Origin of the sequence: Streptomyces sp. NPDC014764 (assembly GCF_043082785.1) — a bacterium.
In the GTDB taxonomy this organism is placed as follows: domain Bacteria; phylum Actinomycetota; class Actinomycetes; order Streptomycetales; family Streptomycetaceae; genus Streptomyces; species Streptomyces althioticus.
Genome location: NZ_JBIBXY010000016.1, coordinates 24,887 through 47,247, shown reverse-complemented (window position 1 = coordinate 47,247; position 22,361 = coordinate 24,887). Strand labels below are relative to the sequence as shown.

Below are 22,361 nucleotides of genomic sequence, written 5' to 3'. Positions count from 1 at the left end.
ACAGTGTCGGACCGGGAGGGCGGGCATGCCGCGGATCACCAAGGAAGAGAAGGCCAGGAACCGGCAGAACATCGTCGAGGCGGCCGGACGCATGTTCCGTGCGCAGGGCATCGACGCCGTCGGCATCGCCGACCTGATGAAGGAGGCGGGCCTCACCCACGGCGGCTTCTACAACCACTTCGCCTCCAAGGACGACCTGGCCGCCGAGGTCTGCAACGCCTCGTTCGCCGCCTCCCTGGGCGTGCTGCGGCAGACCGTCGACGAGGGGGACGTGCCCGCCGGGCCGCCGCTGCGGCGGGTGGTGGAGGACTACCTCTCCGCCGAGCACCGGGACGCCCCCGACGGCGGCTGTCCCTCCGCCTCCCTGGTCATCGACGCGGGGCGGCACACCGAGGCGGTGCAGCGGTCGTACGCAGCCGGGGTGGAGGGCTATCTCGCGGGCTTCGCGGGGGAGTTCGAACGTGAGCGGGCGGGTGGCGAGGTCACTCCGGAGGAGGTGCGGGAGCGGGCGGTGCTGCTGCTCAGCAGGATGGTCGGCGCGATGGTGCTGGCGCGGGCGGTGCGGCACGTCGAGCCGGAGCTGTCCGACGAGATCCTGCGCACGTGCCGGGCGCACGCCCTCGACTGACCGGCGCCGGACGTCTCAGCGCAGCGTGGCCGCGTCGACGCCCAGCAGGCCGGTGAGGGCGCGTACGCCGTCCTCGGTCACTTTCACGGCCCGTCCGGATCCGATCCGCACGCACCAGCCCCGGTCCAGGACGTGCCGGCACAGCGCCGCGCCCGCCGCGCCCGCGAGGTGAGGGCGCCGCTCCGTCCAGTCCAGGCAGGCCCGGGCCAGCGGACGCCGGCCCCGGCGGTCGAGCTCGACGCCCAGCGCGCCGAACCAGTCCAGTCCCGCGTCCGTGAGCGCGAACCCGGTGTCCTGGCGCAGGAGTCCGCGCGCGGTGAGGGCGTCCGTGACGGCGATCCCGAGCCGCCCGGCGAGATGGTCGTAGCAGGTGCGGCCGCGTGCCATCGCGGAGTCCGTGCCCGACTGCCGCAGTCCGCGCGGCGGTTCGGCGGCGTCCGGGGCGATGTGCGCCGTGAGGTCCTCCACGAGCTGGGCGACGCGGGCGTCCGCCAACCGCACATACCGGTGCCGGCCCTGCCGTTCCTCGGCCAGCAGCCCGCCGCCGACCAGCTTGCCCAGGTGCTCGCTGAGCGTGGACGCGGCGACCCCGCAGTGTCGCGCCAGCTCACCGGCGGTCCAGGCCCGCCCGTCCAGCAGGGCGAGCAGGCAGGCGGCCCGCGTCTCGTCCGCGACCAGCGCGGCGAGACGGGCGAGGGCGCCGGCCCTGGGGTCCTTGGAGGTCATGCCCTCCAGCATGCGCCAGGAACGGTTCGGCGCGCACCGAACCGCGGTGCCGGTCCGGCGTGCGATGCGCCGGGGACGCCTCCAGGGGCGCGGGGAACTGCGCGGCCGGCCCTCACCGAATGGGCGGTTTCGGGTGCACGGTGCCGGTGATGGCTCGCATGGCGCGGTGGGGGGTGTGGGCAGCGCCCTCAGGGGCGCGGGGCACTGCGCGAACAACCCCCACCGGGCCGCACGATGGAGACGAAAGGGCAGTCCGGGTGCACGGTGCCGGTGATGCCTCGCACGGCGCGGTCAGGGGTGTGGGCAACGCCCTCAGGGGCGCGGGGAACTGCGCGACCAGCCTCCACCGGGCCGCACGCGCGGACCCACGATGCGCTGCGCCCGCCCGTCCAGGCACCCTCAGGCGTGCTGCCGTACCTGCTCGTACTGCAGGGCGAGCCCGTCCAGCAGCGCCGTCAGGCCCGTCTCGAAGGCGCGTTCGTCGATCTTCTCCTGTTGCTCCGCGAGAAGATGTGCCTGCCCAAGATGCGGGTAGTCCGCCGGGTCGTACGCGCTCGCGTCGTCCACGAAGCCGCCCGCGAACGAGCCGAGCGCCGAGCCCATGATGAAATACCGCATCAGCGCGCCGATGGACGTGGCCTGCGCGGGCGGCCAGCCCGCCTCGACCATCGCGCCGTAGGCCGCGTCGGCCAGCCGAAGTGCCGCAGGGCGGCGGCCGGGGCCGCGGGCCAGTACCGGGACGATGTTGGGGTGGTCGCGCAGCGCGTTGCGGTAGGAGACCGCCCAGTCGTGCAGCGCCGTCCGCCAGTCCCGGCCGTCCTCGAACATCGACAGGTCGACCTGCGCGCTCACCGAGTCCGCCACCGCCTCCAGGATCTCGTCCTTGGTGCGGAAGTGGTTGTAGAGCGACGGTCCGCTCACCCCCAGCTCGGCGGCGAGACGGCGGGTGGAGACCGCCGCCAGCCCTTCCGCGTCCACCAGCGCACGCGCCGTCTCCACGATCCGGTCGGTGCTGAGCAAGGGCTTGCGCGGTCGGGCCATGGCGCACATAGTAGGGCTGCGCTTCTAAACTAGCAGTGCTAATTTAGCCGTACACGATGACGCGCGTCTCACATTCACATGGGGTGACTCGGGATGAACCTGGAGCTGAGTGACGAGCAGGAGGCGGTTCGCCGGCTCGCCCGGGACTTCGTACGGCGCGAGGTCACGCCGTACGCCGCCGCCTGGGACCGCGCGGAGGAGGTCGACCGGGGCATCGTGAAGAAGCTCGGCGAGATCGGTTTCCTCGGGCTCACGATCGACGAGGAGTACGGCGGGTCCGGCGGCGACCACCTCGCGTACTGCCTGGTCACCGAGGAGCTGGGGCGCGGGGACTCCTCCGTGCGCGGCATCGTCTCCGTCTCCCTCGGGCTGGTCGCCAAGACGATCGCCGCGTGGGGGACGGAGGAGCAGAAGCGGGCCTGGCTGCCGGGGCTGACCTCCGGCGCGTACGTCGGCTGCTTCGGGCTGACCGAGCCGGGCACCGGCTCCGACGCGGGGAACCTCGCCACGCGGGCGGTGCGGGACGGGGACGAGTACGTCATCGACGGCTCGAAGATGTTCATCACGAACGGGACGTGGGCGGACGTGGTGCTGCTGTTCGCGCGCTCCACGGACGCGCCCGGGCACAAGGGGGTCTCGGCGTTCCTGGTGCCGACCGACACGGCGGGGCTGACCCGCCGCGCCGTGCACGGCAAGCTGGGGCTGCGGGGCCAGGCCACGGCCGAGTTGGTGTTCGACGGGGTGCGGGTGCCCGCGTCCGCGATGCTCGGCGAGGAGGGCAAGGGGTTCTCCGTCGCCATGTCCGCCCTGGCGAAGGGGCGCATGTCGGTCGCGGCGGGCTGCGTCGGCATCGCCCAGGCCGCGCTGGACGCGGCGGTGGCGTATGCGGGGGAGCGGGAGCAGTTCGGCAAGCCGATCGCGGCGCACCAGCTGGTCCAGGAGCTGATCAGCGACATCGCCGTCGACGTGGACGCGGCGCGGCTGCTCACCTGGCGGGTCGCCGATCTGATCGACCGGGGCAAGCCGTTCGCCGTGGAGTCGTCCACGGCGAAGCTGTTCGCGTCGGAGGCGGCCGTACGGGCCGCGAACAACGCGCTGCAGGTGTTCGGCGGGTACGGCTACGTCGACGAGTACCCGGCGGGGAAGCTGTTGCGCGACGCGCGCGTGATGACGTTGTACGAAGGCACCAGCCAGATACAGAAGCTGGTCATCGGGCGGGCGCTGACGGGGATTTCGGCGTTCTGAGGACAGGGCCGAGGGCCGGGTCGGCGAACTGAGTACGGCATGAGTACCTCGGCGGATGTGGTCGCGGCCACATCCGCCGATTCTGTTCCGCATGAGCGACACACCGGTCAAGCAGCAGAGCACGGCGGCCTTCTACGGTCAGGCCGTGGCGTCTTTCGCGCTGGCCCTCGGGGCCACCGCCGTCGGCATCTACAACCTGGAGACGGACGCGTGGGTCCGCGGCTTCTTGAGTATCGCGGTCCTCTACCTGGTCACGTCCGCGTTCACCCTGGCCAAGGTCGTCCGTGACCGGCAGGAGGCGGGGCAGATCGTGAACCGGGTCGACCAGGCCCGCCTGGAGAAGATGCTGGCCGACTACGACCCGCTGCAGAAGCTGTGAGGCTGCCGGCGCCGGCGCCAACGCCGGCGCTGGGGGTGCGGGTGCGCCCGCGCCGGGTGGGTGGAGCGGGGGCGGGGCAGGGGTGGACGTCCTCGGTCTGGCGCGAGAGTGCGTCTCGAAAGGCCCAGGGCGCGGACGCGCCAGCCGCTGCGGGCGCCCACCCCCACCCCGCCCCCTCCCCGCCGCGCGCGGCTGCCCGACAGCGGCGACGCCCGCCGTCCCCGGTCCGCGGGCGCGCGCCGGGCGCCCGCCCCGCCGACCGCGGGCAGCCGTCCGCCGCCGCGCCGAACGCACCTCCGCCCACCGCGGGCATGCGTGCCGCCTGGGGCGGCACGGGTGGGCGCGGCGGCACCCTGCCGGCGCCAGGCGCGCCGACACCCCCGGCCCACACCCACACCGGTGCCTGCGGTCGCCACCCGCGCCCACGCAGGGCGCGCCGCCCGCGCCCACGCAGGGCGCGCCGCCCGCACCCACGCAGGGCGCCCCACCCGCACCCACGCAGGGCGCCCCACCCGCACCCACGCAGGGCACCCCACCCGCACCCACGCAGGGCACCCCACCCCCACACGGAGCACCCCGCCCGCACCGGTATGCGCAACACCCCCCGCCCGCCGCCCGACGGGTGTCGCAAACACGCCCCCGGAAAACGCCCGGAGGGCACGCTAAGCGCTCGCTCACCCTTGCCGGTAGGATGACGACCCTGTCAGCGAATGGGGTGAGCGATGAGTACGGCGGAGGAGACGGCCGGCGGTGAGGCGCAGCCGTGGGGTGAGGTCACGCCCGACGCGGCCCGGCGACTGCTGCTCGCCGCCGTGGAGGCCTTCGCGGAGCGCGGCTACCACGCCACGACGACCCGAGACATCGCGGGCCGCGCCGGCATGAGCCCGGCCGCGCTCTACATCCACTACAAGACCAAGGAAGAGCTGCTCCACCGCATCAGCCGCATCGGACACGAGAAGGCGCTGGACATCCTGCGCACCGCGTCCCGCGGCGAGGGCACCGCGACCCAGCGGCTCGCCGACGCGGTCAGCTCCTTCGTCCGCTGGCACGCGCGCGGCCGTACGACCGCCAGGGTGGTGCAGTACGAGCTCGACTCGCTGGGCCCGGACGCCCGCGCGGAGATCGTCGGCCTGCGCCGCCAGGTCGACGCCGAGGTGCGCGGGATCATCGAGGACGGCGTCCGCTCCGGGGAGTTCGACGTCCCGGACGTGCCGGGCACCACGCTCGCCGTGCTGTCCCTGTGCATCGACGTGGCCCGCTGGTTCAACGTCGACGGGCCCCGCACCCCGGAGGAGGTCGGCGCGCTCTACGCCGACCTCGTGCTCCGCATGGTGGGGGCCAGGAGGGCCGGGACCTCCTAGAGGTAGTACCGGGCCACCGACTCCGCCACGCACACCGGCTTGTCGCCGCCCTCGCGCTCCACTGTGAAGGCGGTGGCGACCTGGACGCCGCCCGGGACCTCGTCCACGGCGCTGATCTTCGCCGTGGCGCGCAGGCGCGAGCCGACCGGCACGGGGGCCGGGAAGCGCACCTTGTTCGTGCCGTAGTTGACGCCCATCTTCACGCCCTCGACGGACAGCAGCTGCGGGCCGAACAGCGGCAGCAGCGACAGCGTCAGATAGCCGTGCGCGATGGTCGTGCCGAACGGGCCCGCCGCGGCCTTGTCCGGGTCCACGTGGATCCACTGGTGGTCACCGGTGGCCTCGGCGAACAGGTCGATCCGCTTCTGGTCGATCTCCAGCCAGTCGGTGTACCCCAGCTGCTCGCCCACCGCCGCCTTCAGGTCGTCGACGGACGTGAAGATCCTCGGCTCTGCCATGTCCCGGCCTCTCGCGTCACGTAGGCGCAGGCGCATTCGCCTGCGCATGCCTAAGCAACTGCTTAGCATGGTCGGCCGTGGAGCCCCTGTCAACGGACGGGCCGCCGTACGGGGTCGGTAGGCTTCGAGGAGTGCACCGGATTCCAGAGAAGATCCACGAGCTCACCGTCGGCCAGCTCTCCGCCCGCAGCGGGGCCGCCGTCTCGGCCCTGCACTTCTACGAGGCCAAAGGCCTGATCCGCAGCCGGCGCACCTCCGGCAACCAGCGCCGCTACACCCGTGACACCCTGCGCCGCGTCGCCTTCATCCGCGCCGCCCAGCGCGTCGGCATCCCGCTCGCCACGATCCGCGAGGCCCTCGCCGAGCTGCCCGAGGAGCGCACCCCCACGCGCGACGACTGGGCGCGGCTCTCCGAGGCGTGGCGCTCCGAACTGGACGAGCGCATCCGGCAGCTGAACCGGCTGCGCGACCACCTCACCGACTGCATCGGCTGCGGCTGTCTCTCGCTGGAGGGCTGTGTGCTGTCCAACCCGGACGACGTCTTCGGTGAGCGCCTCACCGGCTCCCGGCTCATGGCCGAGAGCGGCAGGAAGAACTCCGGCGAGTGACGGAGGCGGGCGGCTTCCCGCCGCCCGCCCCGGGCTCACTCGTACTCGGTGCCGCCCTTGCGGGTCAGATACGCCGGGCTCACCGCCTTCGCGATGGCCCGGCCGCCCGTCACCGGGCTGTGCCGCTCGGTCACCGGTCGGATCACCACGCCCTCCCGGATGTGCAGCTCCCTGCCCGACACCGTCTCCCGGCCGCCGGCCAGCTCCATCACCCGCTCGCTGTCGTACGGGCCGGTCCAGAGGCGGGGCACCAGGGGCAGGCGGCCCTCGAGGAGCTCCGCCGCGTCCAGCCAGCGCACCTGCCCGTCGATCTCCGCGGACACGTCGAACACGGCGTACCCGAGGGAGTCGCGCCGCCCGTCCGCGCCGTACGACAGGTCCTGCACGCCCGCACCGTACACCTCGCCGAAGACGCCGACCCGCCGAGCGCCCAGCCGGGCCGCGAGCTCGGCGGCCGTCTCGGCGACGCCGTGGCCGCGCACCGCGCGCCAGTACAGGTTGCGCGGGTCCTCCTTCAGGGCGAGGGACTTCGACCCGAAGCCCTTCGAGGAGACGTGCACGCGGTCCTCGTCCGCGGCGTAGGTCAGCAGGCAGGCCGTGCCGTGCAGCTTCTCGGTGACCACGACGGGTTCGCCGGGGGAGAAGATGCCGGGGTGGCGCTGGAGGTTCTCGATGTCGACCCAGGGCAGCAGGGCGGGCGCGGACTCCACCTCGCCGCTCATCGTCGGCGGGACCGGCGGCACCCATTTGGTGACGCCGAGCAGCTCCGCGAAATCGGTGCCGTCGGCGGCGGCCCGTACCAGGTCGACGTCCGCGAGCGCCTTCGGGCGGCACACGATGCCCTGCGACAGCTCGCCCCGCAACCGGACCGCCTTGACCCGGTCGTGGTTCCCGCCCGCCAGCCGGCCGGTCAGGCCCAGCTCGTCGATCAGGGCGGGCGGCAGCACGGACTGCTCGGGGATGTACACGGCGGCGTCGCCCGTGCGGTAGGCGTCCTTGGCGACGACGGCCCGGTACAGGCCCACCTGGGCCAGCTCCAGGGCGTCGGCGTTCGGATGCGGGTGGACGGTCAGTATCTCGGCGGTGACGCGCAGCGTCGACATCGGGACGACTCCCCAGGGTTCTCAGGTGGGTCTCATCGGCCCCAACTGTGCTGAGAACAAAGCCGTGGAACGACCGGATTACCGCCTGCTACCGTCCGGGGGCGCGGGGGGTGCGGCAACCCTGGCGCGCACCCCCGTGCCCCCGTTGCCCCGGTCGCTCGTCACCGTGGCCTGCTGTCGCTCGTCGCTCTCGTCGGTCGTGTCGCCCTCGTCGTCCGCCGGGTCAGGCGGAGACCAGCAGCCTCGCGCGGCGGGACTCCGCGAGGGCCGCCGGGGTCAGCACGGGACGCGGGACCAGGATGCCGCACTCCGTGCACACCGGCCCCGCCGAGGGTTCGTGATCAAGGTCGTGGCGCCAGACGAGCCGTGCTCCTCCGCACACGGGGCAGGACGAGCCCGGCTCACGCTCCAGCGCGGCGATCAGCCGCCGCAGCACCTCCGCCAGCGGCTCCGTCGGGTGCACCCGCGGGTCGTCGCACCAGGCGACCCCGAAACCTCCCCAGGTCATCCGGTGCCAGTCGTCCACACTGCCCGGCCTGCGCAGACCGTCGTGCTTCTCCTTCCTGCGGCGCTCGGCGAACTCCACCTCGTACGCCAGCCAGACCGCCCGGGCCTCCTCCAGCTCGTCCAGTGCGGCCACGAGCCGCGCCGGGTCGACGGAGCGGTCCTCGGGATCGAACCCGGCCCGCGAGCACAAGTGGTCCCAGGTCGCGCGGTGCCCGTACGGGGCGAACCGCTCCAGGCACTTGCGCAGCGAGTAGCGCCTGAGCGCCAGATCGCACCGGGGATCTCGGACCTGTCTCGCCAGACTCCGGAAACCGGCCATCGTCCTGCACCTCCGTCACACCTGCACCTGTAATCCGGTCACTTCGGCGTCGTCGAACGGACGTCGCCGAATAGACGTGTCGGCACGCGATTCGGCTCCATCCTTTTTCCGATGGCCCTCTCAGCCGGCCGCGGGGAACGCCAGGCCAACTCCCTTGGCCCGCACTTCAGTTGTCGTCGTCGCGGGGATACCGGCGGTAACGGGCTCCTGTCCCTTCCTGCGAACGGGGCGGCCCTTTTCCCGACGCTCTGAGAACTCCCCGGGGCTTCCACGGGTTCCTGAACACCCCGCCGATATGCACACCGATCACCGGTCCGTCGGCCGATAAACCCCGCATCACCCGGCGCGAGGGGCGGAAAACGCAGGTCACGGCGGTGGGCGGGGCGGAAAAAGGGGGCGTGAACGCGACGGCGGCGGATCGCCGTCCCGCGATCCGCCGCCGCTCACGCGCCCCGGCCGACCGAGGCCTACCGGTAGAGCAGGTGCTCGCGCCGCTTGCGGCGGAACGCCGCCAGCTCGCTCTGCCAGCCCGCCACCACCTCGTCCGTGTCCGCGCCCGCGTCGATCATCGTGCGGACCTGGGTCGAACCGGTGAGCTTGTCGATCCAGTTGTCGGCGCGCCACGCGAAGCCGTCCCACGAACGCTTCGCCGTGATCAGCAGCCCGATGCCGGTCCGCACCGGGTCGAACCGCTCGCGGTCGTGCACATGCAGCTGCACACCCCCGATGGTCTTCCCCTGGAACTTGGAGAACGTCGGCGCGAAGTACGCCTCACGGAACCGCACGCCCGGCAGCTCCAGCTCGTTCGCCGCGGCCGCCCAGCGCCCGTCGATCCCCTCCGCGCCCAGGAGCTCGAACGGCCGGGTCGTGCCGCGCCCCTCCGACAGGTTCGTGCCCTCGAACAGACACGTCCCCGAGTACACCAGCGCCGTCTCCGGCGTCGGCATGTTCGGGCTCGGCGGCACCCACGGCAGCCCGGACGCGTCGAAGAAGTCCGACCGCTTCCAGCCCGACATCTTCACGGTCTCCAGGGCGACGGGCGTCTCGAGGAACTCGGCGTTGAACAGCAGCGCCAGCTCCGCCACCGTCATCCCGTGCGCCTGCGAGATCGGCTGCCGTCCGACGAACGTCGCGAACTCCTTGTGCAGCACCGGACCCAGCGCCGCACGTCCGCCCACCGGGTTCGGCCGGTCGAGGACCACGAACGACAGGCCCGCGAGCTGCGCCGCCTCCATGCAGTCGAAGAGCGTCCAGATGTACGTGTAGAAGCGGGCGCCGGCGTCCTGGATGTCGAAGACCACCGTGTCCACGCCGGACGCCGTGAAGATGTCGGCGAGGTCCTGACCGCTCTTCAGGTAGGTGTCGTAGACGGGCAGGCCGGTCGCCGGATCGTCGTAGCGGCCCTCCGAACCGCCCGCCTGCGCGGTGCCCCGGAAGCCGTGCTCGGGGCCGAAGACCGCGGTCAGGTCCACTCTGCCGTCGGCGTGCATCACGTCGACGATGTGCCGCACCTCGCGGGTGATGCCCGTGGGGTTGGTGACCACGCCCACCCGGCGGCCGTCGAGCAGCGCGTAGCCGTCCGCGGCGAGCCGTTCGAACCCGGTGCGCAGCGTGCGCCCGCCGCCATGCCCGGGGCCCGGCCCCGGTACGGCGGCGGCCGGCGCCGCGGAGGCCGCGACGGCGGCCGTGGTGGTGGCGAGCAGGCTCCGGCGGGACAGCCTCATGCGGTGACCTCCGTGATCGCGGTACATGTCATGGCCACGCACGCTAGCGCGCATGGCCGCGCCGGGGAACGAGCGGGACCGATGCCACGCGGAACGCCCCTTCCTCACGGCATACCGACCGGTTAGTCTGACGCGGTCAGGCGTTCGCGAGCCGCGTCGGAGGAGACCGATGGTGCAAGCCGTGCAGGGTGCGAAGGTGGTCGTCACGGGGGCCGGGGGCGGCATCGGAGCGGCACTCGCCCGCCGATTCGCCGCGCAGGGGGCGCGGGTCGTGGTGAACGACCTGGACGCCGCCCGAGCCAAGGCCGTCGCCGAGGAGATCGGCGGCCAGGCGGTGGCGGGCGACGCCTCCTCGGTCGTCGACGAGGCCCGGGACGCCCTCGGCGGGACGGTCGACGTCTGGTGCGCCAACGCCGGGGTCGGCCGCGACGGCGGGGAGCCCGGCGAGCCGCTGCGCGAGGAGGACTGGGCGCTGTCCTGGGACGTCAACGTGATGGCGCACGTCCGCGCGGCCCACGCGCTGCTCCCCGAGTGGCTGGAGCGTGGCAGCGGCCGTTTCGTCTCCACCGTCTCCGCCGCCGGACTGCTCACCATGATCGGCACCGCCCCCTACAGCGTCACCAAGCACGGCGCCTACGCCTTCGCCGAGTGGCTGTCGCTGACGTACCGGCACCGCGGGGTGAAGGTGCACGCGATCTGCCCGCAGGGCGTGCGCACCGACATGCTCGACGCCAGCGGCAGCGCCGGGGACCTGGTGCTGAAACCCACCGCGATCGAGCCGGAGGACGTGGCCGACGCCCTGTTCGACGGCATCGAGGAGGACCGCTTCCTGATCCTGCCGCACCCCGAGGTCGCCGAGTACTACCGGGCTCGAGCGGCCGACCCCGAGCGCTGGCTCGGCGGCATGAACCGCGTCCAGCGGCAGTGGGAGACCACGCGCTGACATCCGCACCGGCACCCGCCCGGCCCCCACCGGGCGGGTGCCGACGCGGACCCGTCCGCACTTCTCCTCGTCGCGGGGAGAAACTGGGCGGGGAGGCGGTGCCCGAAGCGGTGATTCCGTGGAGTGGGAAGATCTCCCGGCGGGGACGGCGTTCCCTGGACGCACGACGACCGACAGCAACACGGAAAGGCGGGTGGCGGCAGTGCCCAGAACGACGGACGGTGACGGGGCCCCCGTGCCGCAGCGGCTGCTGGCCGCCGCCACCCGGCTCTTCGCCGAGCAGGGCTACGACCGCACCTCGGTGCAGGAGATCGTCGAGGCGGCCGGCGTCACCAAGGGGGCGCTGTACCACTACTTCGGCTCCAAGGACGACCTGCTGCACGAGGTCTACGCGCGCGTGCTGCGCCTCCAGCAGGAGCGCCTGGACCGGTTCGCCGACGCCGACGAGCCCATCGAGAAGCGGCTGCGCGGCGCGGCCGCCGACGTCGTCGTCACCACCATCGAGAACCTCGACGACGCGTCGATCTTCTTCCGCTCCATGCACCACCTGGGCCCGGAGAAGAACAAGCAGGTCCGCGCCGAGCGCCGCCGCTACCACGAGCGGTTCCGCGCGCTGATCGAGGAGGGCCAGCGCGAGGGCGTCTTCTCCACGGCCACCCCGGCCGACCTGGTCGTCGACTACCACTTCGGTTCGGTGCACCACCTGTCGACCTGGTACCGCCCCGACGGCCCGCTCAGCCCTCAGGAGGTCGCCGACCACCTCGCCGACCTCCTGCTGCGCGCGCTGCGCCCGTAGGCGCGTCACCGGCCCGCCGGGCGCCCGACGGCGCCCGGCGGGCCGGTCCCCGTCCGCTACAGGTACTTCTTGATCTCCCGGCGGGCCAGCGACCGCTGGTGCACCTCGTCCGGGCCGTCCGCGAGCATCAGCGTGCGCGCGCCCGCGTACAGCTCGGCCAGCGGGAAGTCCTGGCTCACGCCGCCCGCGCCGTGCAGCTGGATCGCCCGGTCGAGGATGCCGACGACCGTGCGCGGGGTGGCGATCTTGATGGCCTGGATCTCGGTGTGCGCGCCCCGGTTGCCGACGGTGTCCATCATCCAGGCCGTCTTCAGCACCAGCAGCCGCAGCTGCTCGACCGCGACCCGTGCGTCCGCGATCCAGTTCTGCACCACACCCTGCTGGGCGAGCGCCTTGCCGAAGGCCTCCCGGGACACCGCCCGCCGGCACATCAGCTCGATCGCCCGCTCGGCCATGCCGATCAGCCGCATGCAGTGGTGGATCCGGCCCGGACCGAGCCGCGCCTGGGCGATGGCGAACCCGCCGCCCTCCTCACCGACGAGGTTCGACACCGGCACCCGAGCCTCGTCGAAGACCACCTCGGCGTGCCCGCCGTGGTAGTGGTCCTCGTAGCCGAAGACCTGCATGGCCCGCTTCACCGTGACGCCCGGGGTGTCGCGCGGGACCAGGACCATGGACTGCTGGCGGCGGATGTCCGGGCCGTCCGGGTCGGTCTTGCCCATCACGATGAAGATCTTGCAGTCCGGATGCATGGCGCCGGAGATGTACCACTTGCGTCCGCTGACGACGTACTGGTCGCCCTCCCGCCGGATGTGCGTGGTGATGTTGGTGGCGTCCGAGGAGGCCACGTCCGGCTCGGTCATCGCGAACGCCGAACGGATCTCGCCCGCGAGCAGCGGCTCCAGCCACTGCTTCCTCTGCCGCTCGTCGCCGAACTGCGCCAGCACCTCCATGTTCCCGGTGTCGGGCGCCGCGCAGTTGGTGGCGGTCGGCGCGAGCTGCGGGGACCGGCCGGTGATCTCGGCGAGCGGTGCGTACTGGAGGTTGCTGAGCCCTGCGCCGTACTCGGCGTCGGGCAGGAACAGGTTCCACAGGCCCCGCCGGCGCGCCTCCGCCTTCAGCTCCTCCACCACCGGCGGGTTCTCCCACGGCGAGGACAGCCGCGCCCGCTGCTCGTGCGCGACCTGCTCGGCGGGGTACACGTGCTCGTCCATGAAGGCGAGGAGCCGGGCGCGCAGCTCCTCGGTGCGCGCGTCGAACGCGAAGTCCATGTCTCGTCAGCCTTCCTGAAGGGTGGTCAGACCGTGCTCGATGAAGACCGGGACCAGATCGCCGATGCGGTCGAACCCGGCTCCGACCGTCTGCCCCAGCGTGTACCGGTAGTGGATGCCCTCCAGGATCACGGCGAGCTTGAACCAGGCGAACGCCGTGTACCAGGCGACGGACGACACGTCCCGCCCCGACCGCTCGGCGTACCGCTCGATCAGCTCGGCCGGCGTCGGATGTCCCGGCGCCTCGGCGGTCGTGGATACGGGGGAGTCCGGCATGCCCAGCGGGCTGCTGTACATCACCAGCAGGCCCAGGTCCGTCAGCGGGTCGCCCAGCGTGGACATCTCCCAGTCCAGGACGGCGCGGACCGACTCGTCGTCGCTGATCAGCGCGTTGTCGAGGCGGTAGTCACCGTGCACGACGGTGGGCGCGGGGGAGACGGGCAGCTCACGGCCGAGCGCGGCGTGCAGCTCGTCGATGCCGGCCAGCTCGCGGTTGCGGGAGGCGTCGAGCTGCTTGCCCCAGCGCCGCAGCTGCCGGTCCAGGAAGCCCTCCGGACGCCCGAAGTCCGCGAGCCCGACCTCGGCGGGGTCGACGGCGTGCAGGTCGACCAGCGTGTCCACCAGGTTCAGCACGGCCGTGCGGGTCCGCTCGGGGCCCAGCGGGGCGAGCTGGCCGGCGGTGCGGTACGGGGTGCCCTCGACGTACTCCATGACGTAGAACGGCGCGCCCAGCACCTCCTCGTCCTCGCACAGCAGCACCGGACGCGGCACCGGCACGCGGGTCGGGTGGAGGGCGCTGATCACCCGGTGCTCGCGCTTCATGTCGTGTGCGGTGGCGAGGACATGGCCGAGCGGCGGACGGCGCACGACCCAGGTCCCCGCCCCGTCGGTGACCGTGTAGGTGAGGTTGGACCTGCCGCCCTCGATCAGCCGGCCGGAGAGGGGGCCGCCGAGCAGACCGGGCCGCTCGCGTTCGAGCAGCTCGCGCAGCCGGTCGAGATCCAGTCCGGGCGGGTGGTCGGGGCTCATCGTCGCTCCTGTGGGCAGGCGGACAGTACCCGACCATGATGCCGACCGGTCGGTATGCCGTCCAGGCCGGGAGCGGAACGTGATCGGGTCCACGATAGGGGAAGCGCTTTCCGCCATCGGCCCCTCCGGTGACGCGAAAGGCGTACATCGGGCCATTCGGCTTGCACGCCGTGGGCCGACCCCGGAGGGTCGACGCATGAAGGCGATCAGTTACGCACGGTACGGCGGCCCCGAGGTCCTCGAGTACGGCGACATCGACGACCCCAAGCTGGGCCCGGACGACGTGCTCGTCGAGGTCAGGGCGGTGTCCGTCAACCCGGTCGACTGGAAGGCCCGTCAGGGGCACCTCGACGCGATCCTCCCGGCCGTCTTCCCGGTGATCCCCGGCTGGGACCTCGCGGGCGTCGTCGTCCGCCCCGGACCCGCGGTCCCCGAGTTCGCCGAGGGCGACGAAGTGATCGGGTACGTCCGCGAGGACGTCCTCTCCGCCGGGACCTGCGCCGAGTACGTGGCCGCGCCCGTCCGCACCCTCGCGCCCAAGCCGCGGCGTCTCTCCTTCGAGGAGGCGGCCGGCCTCCCTCTCGCGGGGCTCACGGCGTACCAGGTGCTGCACCGGGCCCTGGGCGTGCGCCGGGGCGAGACCGTGCTGGTGCACGCGGCGGCCGGCGGCGTGGGCTCCGTCGCCGTCCAGCTGGCGGCCCACCTCGGCGCGCGGGTCATCGGCACGGCGAGCGAACGCAACCACGACTTCGTGCGAGGGCTGGGGGCGGAACCGGTCGGTTACGGCGAGGGCATGGCCGAACGCGTCCGGGGGCTCGCCCCCGAGGGGGTGGACGCGGTCTTCGACACGGTGGGCGGCGACGCCCTCAAGGCCTCCGCGAACCTGGTGGTGCCGGAGGGCCGGCTGACGTCGATCGCCGATGCGGGGGTGACCGGCTACGGCGGCGCCTACTGGTTCGTCCGCCCGGACCCCGCGGACCTCCGCAAACTGTCCGAACTGGCCGACCAGGGGGTCGTGACGATCCACGTCGAGGAGACGTTCCCCCTGGAACGGACGGCAGACGCCCATCGCAGCAGCGAGGAGGGCCACGTACGCGGCAAGATCGTGGTCACGGTGCCGACGAGTAGCCCCTCCGGCGTTTGAGGAGCGGGGTCCGGGGCGGAGCCCCGGGTCGGGAAGGGTAAGGGCGGCGGGGGCGAGAAAAGCTCACCCCAGTACCACCCCCACCCCACCCCCCACCGTCACCAGCACGCACACCACGACCCCCACCGCGAACCGCAGCGGGAGCCGCTCAGGCTCACCCACCCCCGCCAGCCCCCGAATCCGCCGACGGGCGACCCCCAACACCCCCGCCCACCCCACACAGCACACGGCTCCCGCAGCCAGCACACCCGCCGACGCCCCACCCGCCAGCCCCGCCTTCCCCGCCAGCACAGCCACCACGGTGCTCGCCAGCGTCGTCCGCCGCCACGCCAGCCGGGTCCGCTCGGGCTGCAGCCCGGGGTCCCGCTCCCCGAGGACTCCGGGCGTCACCCCTCCCACCCGACCAGCACCACCACGACCATCACCACGGCCACCCCCGCCACCACCACCCCCAGCAGCGCGGGGAACCGCGACACCGGCAGATCCTCGCCCCGCCGCATCGCCCGCTCGCACCGCACCCAGTGGTTGACCGCCCGGAACGCGCACAGCGCACCGGCCGCCAGCAGCGCGAGGGCCAGCCCCACCCGCCAGCCCCACCGCAGGCCGGGCAGGAACTGGTCCACCGCGAACCCGCCGCCGATCAGCGCGAGCGCGGTCCGCAGCCAGGCGAGGAACGTCCGCTCGTTCGCCAGCGAGAAGCGGTAGTCGGGCGTCTCCCCGTCGTCCCGCACCTCGGCGGGGGAGAACCACAACCGGACGTTCCGTACGAAGTCGATCACGGGGGCGACCCTACCGGTCACCCCCGGCACCCCGGTCCGCCCGATACGCCCGCAGCCGCTCGTACGCCGCGAGCCCGTCCGGCACCCACTCCCACTCGCCGAGCCGCCGCTGCACCTCCTCCTCGGGCAGGAAGGCGTGCCAGGCCACCTCCTCGGCCTGCGGATGCACGCTCGGCTCGCAGCGCACCTCGTACACCGCCGACCACCAGGTCCGGGAGCCGTCGTCGTCGTACAGGAAGGTGAACAGGTGCGAGGGCGCGGGCAGTCCGCTCACACCCAGTTCCTCCTCGGCCTCCCGCAGGGCCGCCTCGTCGTACGTCTCGCCCGCGCCGACCACCCCGCCGACGAACATGTCGTACAGGGACGGGAAGACCAGCTTCGTCGGGGTGCGGCGGTGGACGAACACCCTGTCCTCCGCGTCCCGCGCGAGGACGAAGACGCAGCGGTGGCGCAGCCCTCGTGCGTACGCCTCGCCGCGCGGGGCCTGCCCGATCACCCGGTCGTGCTCGTCGACGATGTCGAGGATCTCGTCGGCGCTCATTCCGCTCCCACTGCTGCCGCTGTCGCTCATACCGCCATCAAAGCAGCGCCGTCGCCGTCCCGGGCGTCGCCGGCCTGCGTCGCGAAGGGCCGCGAGGTCGTTCACCGGCGACACAAGTTGCCCGTTCGTGACCGCAGTTGACGCGTGTAACAGCCTCGGTGCCCTTGACGTGATCCGTTCGCTGACGGTTTGCTGTCCGTGATCAGCCCGTGGCGATCGGCAGCCGACCACTGCCACCGACCACCCGCCGCGGGCCGTATGACAAGAGAAGCGCGTGAGGAAGTTCGCGGTGCCCCCACCCCCGCCTCCCCTCGGCCGCGCCCGCAAACGGGCGGCACAGGCCTACGACGAGGCCCTCGACGACGCCGAACTCGTCGCCGCGCGGGCCGCACTGGCACAGGGGCGCTGGCAGAGCACCCGCTCGCTGCTGGTCAGGACGGGGGACGACTGGGACCGCCGCGGACACCGGATCACGGTGCTCGCGAAGGAGTCGTACTGCGCCGCGTGGGCCCGCGAGTGGCTGCTCGCCGAACCCGACTCCGGCGACGCAACCGTGCTGCTGGCGCTGGCCCAGGTGCGGCGCGCCCTGCGCGGCAAGGAGAAGCCCGCCCGGGCCCGCGAGGCCTGCCGCACGGCCGCCGAGCAACTGCCGCACGACCCGACGCCCTGGCTCGGGCTGCTGATGCTGGAGCGCTCCCAGGGCGCGGAGGGCGACGTGGTCCGGATCTTCGAGCAGGTGCGCACCCGCTACGCCGACCACCACCACGCCCACCACCTGGTCGTCGGCTGGCTCGCGGAGCGCCGCGTCGAGGCGGGCCCCGACCCGCTGCACGAGGTGTACGACTTCGCCAACTGGGCCGCCGAACAGGCCCCCGCCGACTCGCCGCTGGCCATCCTGCCGGTCATCGCGCACGCCGAGCGCTACCGCTCCCTCGCCGCCGCCGGGCACGAGCCCGCCGACCCGGCCGCCTCCGGCCACTGGGCCGGACGCCGCGCCCGGCAGGTCATGAAGGCGGCCTTCGACTGGTGGCTGGAGTGGGAGCACGAGGACCACCCGCGCCGGCTGGTCGACCTCAACTTCCTCGCCCACGCCAAGGTCTGCGAGGGCCGGGGGGCCGAGGCCGCCGCGCTGTTCCACCGCATCGGCGACCACGCCACCCCCGCCCCCTGGTCCTATCCCGACCGGGACGGCCTCACCGTCTTCCGTACCGCACGCGCCGCCGCCCTGGGCACGGCCTGACCCCACCCCGAACCCACCACCGACCCAAGGACGGTCTCGAGATGACGACGGACAGTTCGAGCACCAACAGAGCCCCGGCCGAGGGGATCAGCACCTTCAAGGGGCAGGACCGCGCCCTGCGGGCCGACCGCCTCGGCACGGGAGGCCTGCTGCTCTCCGTGCTGGCCGCGACCGCCCCGCTGATGGTCGTCGCGGGTGTCATGCCCACCACATTCGCGGTGATGGGCATCGTCGGCCAGCCGCTGCTCTTCGTGGTCCTCGGCACCGTGCTGGTCCTGTTCAGCCTCGGCTACGCCGAGATGAGCCGGCACGTCCACAACGCGGGCGCCTTCTACGCGTACATCTCCCGCGGACTCGGCGGCACCGCCGGCGCGGGCGCCGCCATGGTCGCCCTCGTCGCCTACAACTCCCTCCAGGTCGGCATCTACGGCATCTTCGGCTTCGAGGTCTCCGGCCTCTTCGCCACCTACGCCGACCTCGAGGTCGCCTGGTGGATACCGGCGCTCGCCGCCGCGCTCGCCGTGGGCGTGCTCGGGTGGCTGAAGATCGACGTCAACGCGAAGGTCCTCGGCGTCCTGCTGGTCATCGAGGTGCTGCTGGTCGTCGTCTTCGACATCGCCGCCGTCGCCGACCCCGGCACGGAGGGCCTGTCGCTGCACGCCTTCAACCCGGACACCCTCACCGGCGCCGGCGTCGGCACCGCCCTGTGCTTCTGCATCGCCGCCTTCCTCGGCTTCGAGCAGGCGCCCGTCTACGCGGAGGAGACCAGCAGGCCGCACGTCCTGGTCCCGCGCGTGATGTTCCTCGCCGTCACCGGCGTCGCGGTCTTCTTCGCCCTCAGCAGCTGGGCCCTCACCGTGGCCACCGGCCCCGCCTCGATCGTCCCCACCTCCCAGGAGCAGAGCGCGGGTCTGCTGTTCTTCCTCACCGAGGAGCGGCTCGGCTCCACCTTCACCGACGTGCTGCACGTCCTGTTCGTGACCGGCATGTTCGCCGCCATGCTCAGCTTCCACAACGTCGTCGCCCGGTACGCCTTCGCCATGGGCCGCGAGGGCCTGCTGCCCGCCGCCTTCGGCCGCACCACGGGCTCCAGCGGCGCCCCCGGCACCGGCTCCCTGCTGCAGACCGGCATCGCCGTCGTGCTGGTGCTGACCTTCGCGCTCACCGACGACAAGCCCACCGGCGACCCCACCGCGCCGGTGCTGCGCCTGTTCACCTGGGGCGGCAACATCGGCGCGCTCGGCGTCATCGTCCTCATGGCGATCGCCTCGCTGTCCGTCGTGGTCTTCTTCGTACGGCGCGGCGCCGCTGGCGCGCAGGCCTGGCGGCTGGTGACGTCGGCGGTGGCCGGCATCGCCCTCGTGGTGATCGCGGTCTACACGGTCAAGGACTTCGACGTCCTCGTCGGCGCCGGACCGGACTCCACGCTGCGCTGGATCCTGCCCGGCGTCATCGGCCTCGCCCTCGTGATCGGACTCGTCCAGGGCGCGATCCTGCGCAGCCGCGCCCCCGGGACGCACGCCCGCATCGGCCTGGGCAACGAGGCGTTCCAACTGGAGAAGGAGGCCGAGCGCACCCCGTGAGGGCCCTTACGGAAGTCTGACGAGCACCCGCGTTCCCTGGTCCGCCCGGGGCCGCGGGTGCTCGAATGAAGGGGTGAAACCCGAACACCCCGCACGGGACCCGGACGTCCGCCCCGCGGAACACGCGACCGACCCGGACGCACGCGGCGCTCCCGTCGGCCGCCGCGTCCTGCTCGGCACCCTCGGTCTCGGCGCGCTCGGCCTGGCCGCCGCGCCCTCCCTCCAGCGCGGCCTGGAATCCCTCCTCGCGGGCGCCGCCGACCGCGACCCCACCGGCCTGACCGGACTCCTCCCGAACGGCGGCGGCTTCCGCTACTACTCCGTCGCCGCGTCCGTCCCGCGCAAGGACGCCCGCTCCTACCGGCTCACCGTCGACGGCCTCGTCCACCGCCCCTCCTCCTACACCCTCGCCGACCTCAGAGCTCTGCCGCAGACCCGCCTGGTGCGGGACGTGCAGTGCGTGACCGGCTGGCGGGTGCCCGGGACGCCGTTCGAGGGCGTGCGACTGTCCCGGCTCCTCGACGCGGCCGGGGTGCGCCCCACCGCCCGCGCGGTGCGCTTCACCTGCTTCGACGGGACGTACTCCGAGAGCCTCACCCTCGACCAGGCCCGCCGCTCGGACGTCCTGGTCGCCCTGCGCATGCAGGACGAGGACATCGGCCACGGACACGGCGGCCCGGCACGGCTCTACGTGGCGCCCATGTACTTCTACAAGTCGGCCAAGTGGCTCTCCGGCATCACCGTCACCGACGAGGTCGAACCGGGCTACTGGGAGCTGCGCGGCTACGACGTCGACGCCTGGGTCGGCCGCTCGAACGGACGCGGCGATGCCCCCACGAGCTGACGCCCCGCCCGCCGCCACGACCGTACGGCGCTTCACCCGGACCCAACGGTGGGCGCACCGCGCCGTCGCCCTGCTCATGGGCGTCTGCGTGGCCACCGCCGCCTGCCTGTACGTCCCCCAGCTCGCCCAGCTGGCCGGCCGCCGCGCCCTCGTCGTCACCCTCCACCAGTGGTCGGGGCTGCTGCTGCCCGCCCCCGTGCTCGCCGCCCTGGTCTCCCGCGCGTTCCGCGCCGACCTGGGCCGGCTCAACCGATTCGGCCCGCACGACCGGGTCTGGCTGCGGGCCGCCCTGCGCCGTGACCGCCGCCCCGCGTCCCGCCCGGCGGGGAAGTTCAACGCCGGTCAGAAGCTGTACGCGGCCTGGATCGCCGGGGCCACCCTGGTGATGCTCGGCACCGGGCTGCTGATGTGGTTCACCCACCTCACCCCGCCGGCCTGGCGTACCGCCGCGACCTTCGTCCATGACTGACCGTCGGCATCGTCCTCGCCGGGCACATCGGCATGGCTCTCGCCGACCCCGAGGCCCGCCGCGGTCTGCGCACGGGCTCGGTCCGCCGGGAGTGGGCCGGGCGCGAACACCCTCTGTGGCGGCCCTGAACACGACAGCGGCCCGTCCGCCTCTCCCGTGAGAGGCGGACGGGCCGCCGTGCGTCCGGTCCCGCTAGATGATCAGGGACAGCAGGAGCACCAGCGCCCCCGCGACCACCGAGATGATCGTCTCCATGATCGACCAGGTCTTGATCGTCTGGCCGACGTTCAGGCCGAAGTACTCCTTCACCAGCCAGAAGCCGGCGTCGTTGACATGGCTGAAGAACAGCGAACCCGCGCCGATGGCCAGCACCAGCAGTGCGGCGTGCGTCGTCGACATGTCGGCCGCGAGCGGCGCGACCAGACCGGCCGCCGAGACGGTCGCCACGGTCGCCGAGCCCGTCGCCAGCCGGATCGCCACCGCGATCAGCCAGGCCAGCAGCAGCGCCGGGATCGACCAGTCCTCGGAGATGTCCAGGATCATCTGGCCCACACCGGTGTCGATCAGGGTCTGCTTGAAACCGCCGCCCGCGCCGACGATCAGCAGGATGCCCGCGATCGGGGCCAGGCCCTTCTCCATCAGGGAGGAGATCCGCTCCTTGCTGAAGCCGGCGGGCATACCGAGGGTGAAGATGCCGACCAGCACGGCGGCGAGCAGCGCGATCAGCGGGGAGCCGACCACGTCGAAGACCCGCTGCACGTTGTGCTCGGGGTCGTCGATCACGATGTCGACGAGCGCCTTGGCCAGCATCAGCACGACCGGCAGCAGGATCGTGGCCAGCGTCGCGCCGAATCCGGGGCGCCGCTCCAGGTCCTCGGAGGGACGCTGCGGGATCATCCGCTCGGGCGCCGGGACGTCCACCCAGCGGGCGGCGTACTTGGAGAACACCGGACCGGCGATCACCACGGTCGGGACGGCGACGAGCACGCCGAGCGCCAGCGTCACGCCCAGGTTGGCGCCGACCGCGTCGATGGCGACCAGCGGACCGGGGTGCGGGGGGACCAGGCCGTGCATCACGGACAGACCGGCGAGGGCCGGGATGCCGATGCGCATGAGCGAGTAGTTGCCGCGCTTGGCGACCATCAGCACCACCGGGATCAGCAGCACCACGCCGACCTCGAAGAACAGCGGCAGACCGATCACCGAGGCGATCAGGACCATCGCCCACGGCATGTAACGGCCGCTGGCCCTGGCGAGGATGGTGTCGACGATCTGGTCGGCGCCGCCCGAGTCGGCGAGCATCTTGCCGAGGATCGCGCCGAGGGCGATCAGCACGCCCACACCGGCGACGGTGGAGCCGAGGCCGGCGCTGAAGCTGGTGATGACCTTGTCCAGCGGAGCGCCGGCGAAGGCGCCGAGCGCCAGTGACCCGATGGTCAGCGACAGGAAGGCGTGCAGCTTGAACTTGGTGATGAGCAGGACGATGACGGCTATGCCCGCCAGGACGGCGATGCCCAGCTGAGCGTGGCCGGCCGAGGTGATCGGCTCGGGTACGTCCGCTGCCAGCATCTCGACGCTGAGTCTGGTCACGGTGGATCCCTAGGAGGTGCGGGGTTGGGGGGA

The 22,361-nt window shown here is 72.8% G+C and carries 23 protein-coding genes and 1 pseudogene; 12 read left to right on the top strand and 12 right to left on the bottom strand.

The genetic code is table 11. The features are described 5' to 3' along the window. Window positions 1-25 precede the first annotated feature (25 nt). A complete protein-coding gene (locus ACF1AG_RS28040) occupies window positions 26-628 on the top strand; it encodes a TetR/AcrR family transcriptional regulator (RefSeq protein WP_359601896.1) in 603 nt (200 codons plus the stop codon). A 15-nt stretch (window positions 629-643) separates the two neighbouring features. Here ACF1AG_RS28040 and ACF1AG_RS28035 read toward each other — a convergent pair whose 3' ends face one another. Together ACF1AG_RS28035 and ACF1AG_RS28030 are read right to left on the bottom strand one after the other, a co-directional pair. Then, window positions 644-1,366, bottom strand: a complete 723-nt coding sequence (locus tag ACF1AG_RS28035) for a helix-turn-helix transcriptional regulator (RefSeq protein WP_359601895.1) — start codon at window positions 1,364-1,366, stop codon at window positions 644-646. A 387-nt stretch (window positions 1,367-1,753) separates the two neighbouring features. Beyond that, a complete protein-coding gene (locus ACF1AG_RS28030) occupies window positions 1,754-2,395 on the bottom strand; it encodes a TetR/AcrR family transcriptional regulator (RefSeq protein WP_019522756.1) in 642 nt (213 codons plus the stop codon). A 93-nt stretch (window positions 2,396-2,488) separates the two neighbouring features. On the opposite strand from ACF1AG_RS28030, the gene ACF1AG_RS28025 reads away from it, so the two are divergent. The 3 genes from ACF1AG_RS28025 (at window position 2,489) to ACF1AG_RS28015 (ending at window position 5,380) form a co-directional block, all read left to right on the top strand. Next, window positions 2,489-3,640 carry an acyl-CoA dehydrogenase family protein gene (locus tag ACF1AG_RS28025; protein WP_359608091.1) on the top strand — a complete coding sequence of 384 codons (1,152 nt, stop codon included), beginning with the start codon at window positions 2,489-2,491 and terminating at the stop codon, window positions 3,638-3,640. A gap of 91 nt (window positions 3,641-3,731) precedes the next feature. Further along, entirely contained in the window at window positions 3,732-4,019 is a 288-nt protein-coding gene (locus ACF1AG_RS28020) for a YiaA/YiaB family inner membrane protein (protein WP_359608089.1), read from the top strand. A 722-nt stretch (window positions 4,020-4,741) separates the two neighbouring features. Further along, window positions 4,742-5,380: a TetR/AcrR family transcriptional regulator gene (locus ACF1AG_RS28015; RefSeq protein WP_387796633.1), complete on the top strand. Its 639-nt coding sequence runs from the start codon at window positions 4,742-4,744 to the stop codon at window positions 5,378-5,380. Here ACF1AG_RS28015 and ACF1AG_RS28010 read toward each other — a convergent pair. After that, window positions 5,377-5,838, bottom strand: a complete 462-nt coding sequence (locus tag ACF1AG_RS28010) for a MaoC family dehydratase (RefSeq protein ID WP_391810585.1) — start codon at window positions 5,836-5,838, stop codon at window positions 5,377-5,379. The genes ACF1AG_RS28015 and ACF1AG_RS28010 overlap by 4 nt on opposite strands. A gap of 131 nt (window positions 5,839-5,969) precedes the next feature. Between ACF1AG_RS28010 and soxR the strand changes: the two genes are divergently transcribed. After that, window positions 5,970-6,446: a redox-sensitive transcriptional activator SoxR gene (gene soxR, locus ACF1AG_RS28005; protein WP_033276740.1), complete on the top strand. Its 477-nt coding sequence runs from the start codon at window positions 5,970-5,972 to the stop codon at window positions 6,444-6,446. A gap of 35 nt (window positions 6,447-6,481) precedes the next feature. Here the strand turns inward: soxR and ACF1AG_RS28000 are convergent, their stop codons facing one another. The 3 genes from ACF1AG_RS28000 to ACF1AG_RS27990 all read right to left on the bottom strand — a co-directional run bounded on the left by ACF1AG_RS28000 (window position 6,482) and on the right by ACF1AG_RS27990 (window position 10,099). Beyond that, entirely contained in the window at window positions 6,482-7,549 is a 1,068-nt protein-coding gene (locus tag ACF1AG_RS28000; protein ID WP_359607651.1) for an RNA ligase (ATP), read from the bottom strand. 223 nt (window positions 7,550-7,772) lie between these two features. After that, complete coding sequence (locus tag ACF1AG_RS27995; RefSeq protein ID WP_359607653.1) at window positions 7,773-8,375, bottom strand: hypothetical protein; 603 nt, start codon at window positions 8,373-8,375, stop codon at window positions 7,773-7,775. Between the two features lie 467 nt (window positions 8,376-8,842). After that, the gene (locus ACF1AG_RS27990) at window positions 8,843-10,099 is read right to left on the bottom strand and encodes a DUF1343 domain-containing protein (RefSeq protein WP_359607655.1); all 1,257 of its coding nucleotides are present in this window, start codon (window positions 10,097-10,099) and stop codon (window positions 8,843-8,845) included. A 169-nt stretch (window positions 10,100-10,268) separates the two neighbouring features. Here ACF1AG_RS27990 and ACF1AG_RS27985 point away from each other — a divergent pair, with 169 nt between their 5' ends. Both ACF1AG_RS27985 and ACF1AG_RS27980 read left to right on the top strand, forming a co-directional pair. Next, window positions 10,269-11,042: an SDR family oxidoreductase gene (locus ACF1AG_RS27985; protein ID WP_359607657.1), complete on the top strand. Its 774-nt coding sequence runs from the start codon at window positions 10,269-10,271 to the stop codon at window positions 11,040-11,042. A gap of 202 nt (window positions 11,043-11,244) precedes the next feature. Beyond that, complete coding sequence (locus ACF1AG_RS27980) at window positions 11,245-11,838, top strand: TetR/AcrR family transcriptional regulator (protein WP_387796639.1); 594 nt, start codon at window positions 11,245-11,247, stop codon at window positions 11,836-11,838. A gap of 56 nt (window positions 11,839-11,894) precedes the next feature. Here the strand turns inward: ACF1AG_RS27980 and ACF1AG_RS27975 are convergent, their stop codons facing one another. Beyond that, window positions 11,895-13,109 carry an acyl-CoA dehydrogenase family protein gene (locus tag ACF1AG_RS27975; RefSeq protein ID WP_359605729.1) on the bottom strand — a complete coding sequence of 405 codons (1,215 nt, stop codon included), beginning with the start codon at window positions 13,107-13,109 and terminating at the stop codon, window positions 11,895-11,897. Window positions 13,110-13,115: 6 nt separating this feature from the next. Then, the gene (locus ACF1AG_RS27970; protein ID WP_359605730.1) at window positions 13,116-14,138 is read right to left on the bottom strand and encodes a phosphotransferase family protein; all 1,023 of its coding nucleotides are present in this window, start codon (window positions 14,136-14,138) and stop codon (window positions 13,116-13,118) included. A 196-nt stretch (window positions 14,139-14,334) separates the two neighbouring features. Here ACF1AG_RS27970 and ACF1AG_RS27965 point away from each other — a divergent pair, with 196 nt between their 5' ends. Continuing rightward, the gene (locus ACF1AG_RS27965; RefSeq protein ID WP_359605731.1) at window positions 14,335-15,282 is read left to right on the top strand and encodes an NADP-dependent oxidoreductase; all 948 of its coding nucleotides are present in this window, start codon (window positions 14,335-14,337) and stop codon (window positions 15,280-15,282) included. Window positions 15,283-15,345: 63 nt separating this feature from the next. Here the strand turns inward: ACF1AG_RS27965 and ACF1AG_RS27960 are convergent, their stop codons facing one another. From ACF1AG_RS27960 to ACF1AG_RS27950, 3 genes are read right to left on the bottom strand one after another with little or no spacing between them, the layout of a single operon-like run. After that, complete coding sequence (locus tag ACF1AG_RS27960) at window positions 15,346-15,672, bottom strand: DUF202 domain-containing protein (RefSeq protein WP_391810584.1); 327 nt, start codon at window positions 15,670-15,672, stop codon at window positions 15,346-15,348. After that, on the bottom strand, window positions 15,669-16,061 hold the full coding sequence (locus ACF1AG_RS27955) for a DUF202 domain-containing protein (RefSeq protein ID WP_359605733.1): 393 nt from the start codon (window positions 16,059-16,061) through the stop codon (window positions 15,669-15,671). Before ACF1AG_RS27955 ends, ACF1AG_RS27960 begins: the two co-directional genes overlap by 4 nt. A 10-nt stretch (window positions 16,062-16,071) precedes the next feature. After that, the gene (locus ACF1AG_RS27950) at window positions 16,072-16,632 is read right to left on the bottom strand and encodes an NUDIX hydrolase (RefSeq protein WP_387796645.1); all 561 of its coding nucleotides are present in this window, start codon (window positions 16,630-16,632) and stop codon (window positions 16,072-16,074) included. A gap of 259 nt (window positions 16,633-16,891) precedes the next feature. Between ACF1AG_RS27950 and ACF1AG_RS27945 the strand changes: the two genes are divergently transcribed. From ACF1AG_RS27945 to ACF1AG_RS27930, 4 genes and pseudogenes are all read left to right on the top strand, one after another. Beyond that, complete coding sequence (locus ACF1AG_RS27945) at window positions 16,892-17,842, top strand: hypothetical protein (protein WP_359605757.1); 951 nt, start codon at window positions 16,892-16,894, stop codon at window positions 17,840-17,842. A gap of 41 nt (window positions 17,843-17,883) precedes the next feature. Then, window positions 17,884-19,425: an APC family permease gene (locus tag ACF1AG_RS27940; protein ID WP_359605734.1), complete on the top strand. Its 1,542-nt coding sequence runs from the start codon at window positions 17,884-17,886 to the stop codon at window positions 19,423-19,425. A gap of 73 nt (window positions 19,426-19,498) precedes the next feature. Next, on the top strand, window positions 19,499-20,269 hold the full coding sequence (locus ACF1AG_RS27935) for a molybdopterin-dependent oxidoreductase (protein ID WP_359605735.1): 771 nt from the start codon (window positions 19,499-19,501) through the stop codon (window positions 20,267-20,269). Continuing rightward, window positions 20,253-20,866: pseudogene (locus ACF1AG_RS27930) on the top strand (cytochrome b/b6 domain-containing protein). The gene ACF1AG_RS27935 and the pseudogene ACF1AG_RS27930 overlap by 17 nt, the downstream one beginning before the upstream one ends. Before the next feature lie 64 nt (window positions 20,867-20,930). Here ACF1AG_RS27930 and ACF1AG_RS27925 read toward each other — a convergent pair. Further along, the gene (locus tag ACF1AG_RS27925; protein ID WP_391810583.1) at window positions 20,931-22,328 is read right to left on the bottom strand and encodes a gluconate:H+ symporter; all 1,398 of its coding nucleotides are present in this window, start codon (window positions 22,326-22,328) and stop codon (window positions 20,931-20,933) included. Between the last annotated feature and the right edge of the window lie 33 nt (window positions 22,329-22,361).

Coding starts and splice junctions, on each gene's coding strand:
- ACF1AG_RS28020 (WP_359608089.1), top strand. CDS start 3,732: ATGAGCGACACACCGGTCAAGCAGCAGAGCACGGCGGCCTTCTACGGT.
- ACF1AG_RS27950 (WP_387796645.1), bottom strand. CDS start 16,632: ATGAGCGACAGCGGCAGCAGTGGGAGCGGAATGAGCGCCGACGAGATC.
- ACF1AG_RS27970 (WP_359605730.1), bottom strand. CDS start 14,138: ATGAGCCCCGACCACCCGCCCGGACTGGATCTCGACCGGCTGCGCGAG.
- ACF1AG_RS28035 (WP_359601895.1), bottom strand. CDS start 1,366: ATGCTGGAGGGCATGACCTCCAAGGACCCCAGGGCCGGCGCCCTCGCC.
- ACF1AG_RS28010 (WP_391810585.1), bottom strand. CDS start 5,838: ATGGCAGAGCCGAGGATCTTCACGTCCGTCGACGACCTGAAGGCGGCG.
- ACF1AG_RS27975 (WP_359605729.1), bottom strand. CDS start 13,109: ATGGACTTCGCGTTCGACGCGCGCACCGAGGAGCTGCGCGCCCGGCTC.
- ACF1AG_RS28030 (WP_019522756.1), bottom strand. CDS start 2,395: ATGGCCCGACCGCGCAAGCCCTTGCTCAGCACCGACCGGATCGTGGAG.
- ACF1AG_RS27995 (WP_359607653.1), bottom strand. CDS start 8,375: ATGGCCGGTTTCCGGAGTCTGGCGAGACAGGTCCGAGATCCCCGGTGC.
- ACF1AG_RS27985 (WP_359607657.1), top strand. CDS start 10,269: ATGGTGCAAGCCGTGCAGGGTGCGAAGGTGGTCGTCACGGGGGCCGGG.
- ACF1AG_RS28025 (WP_359608091.1), top strand. CDS start 2,489: ATGAACCTGGAGCTGAGTGACGAGCAGGAGGCGGTTCGCCGGCTCGCC.
- ACF1AG_RS28040 (WP_359601896.1), top strand. CDS start 26: ATGCCGCGGATCACCAAGGAAGAGAAGGCCAGGAACCGGCAGAACATC.
- ACF1AG_RS27990 (WP_359607655.1), bottom strand. CDS start 10,099: ATGAGGCTGTCCCGCCGGAGCCTGCTCGCCACCACCACGGCCGCCGTC.
- ACF1AG_RS27940 (WP_359605734.1), top strand. CDS start 17,884: ATGACGACGGACAGTTCGAGCACCAACAGAGCCCCGGCCGAGGGGATC.
- ACF1AG_RS28015 (WP_387796633.1), top strand. CDS start 4,742: ATGAGTACGGCGGAGGAGACGGCCGGCGGTGAGGCGCAGCCGTGGGGT.
- ACF1AG_RS27965 (WP_359605731.1), top strand. CDS start 14,335: ATGAAGGCGATCAGTTACGCACGGTACGGCGGCCCCGAGGTCCTCGAG.
- ACF1AG_RS28000 (WP_359607651.1), bottom strand. CDS start 7,549: ATGTCGACGCTGCGCGTCACCGCCGAGATACTGACCGTCCACCCGCAT.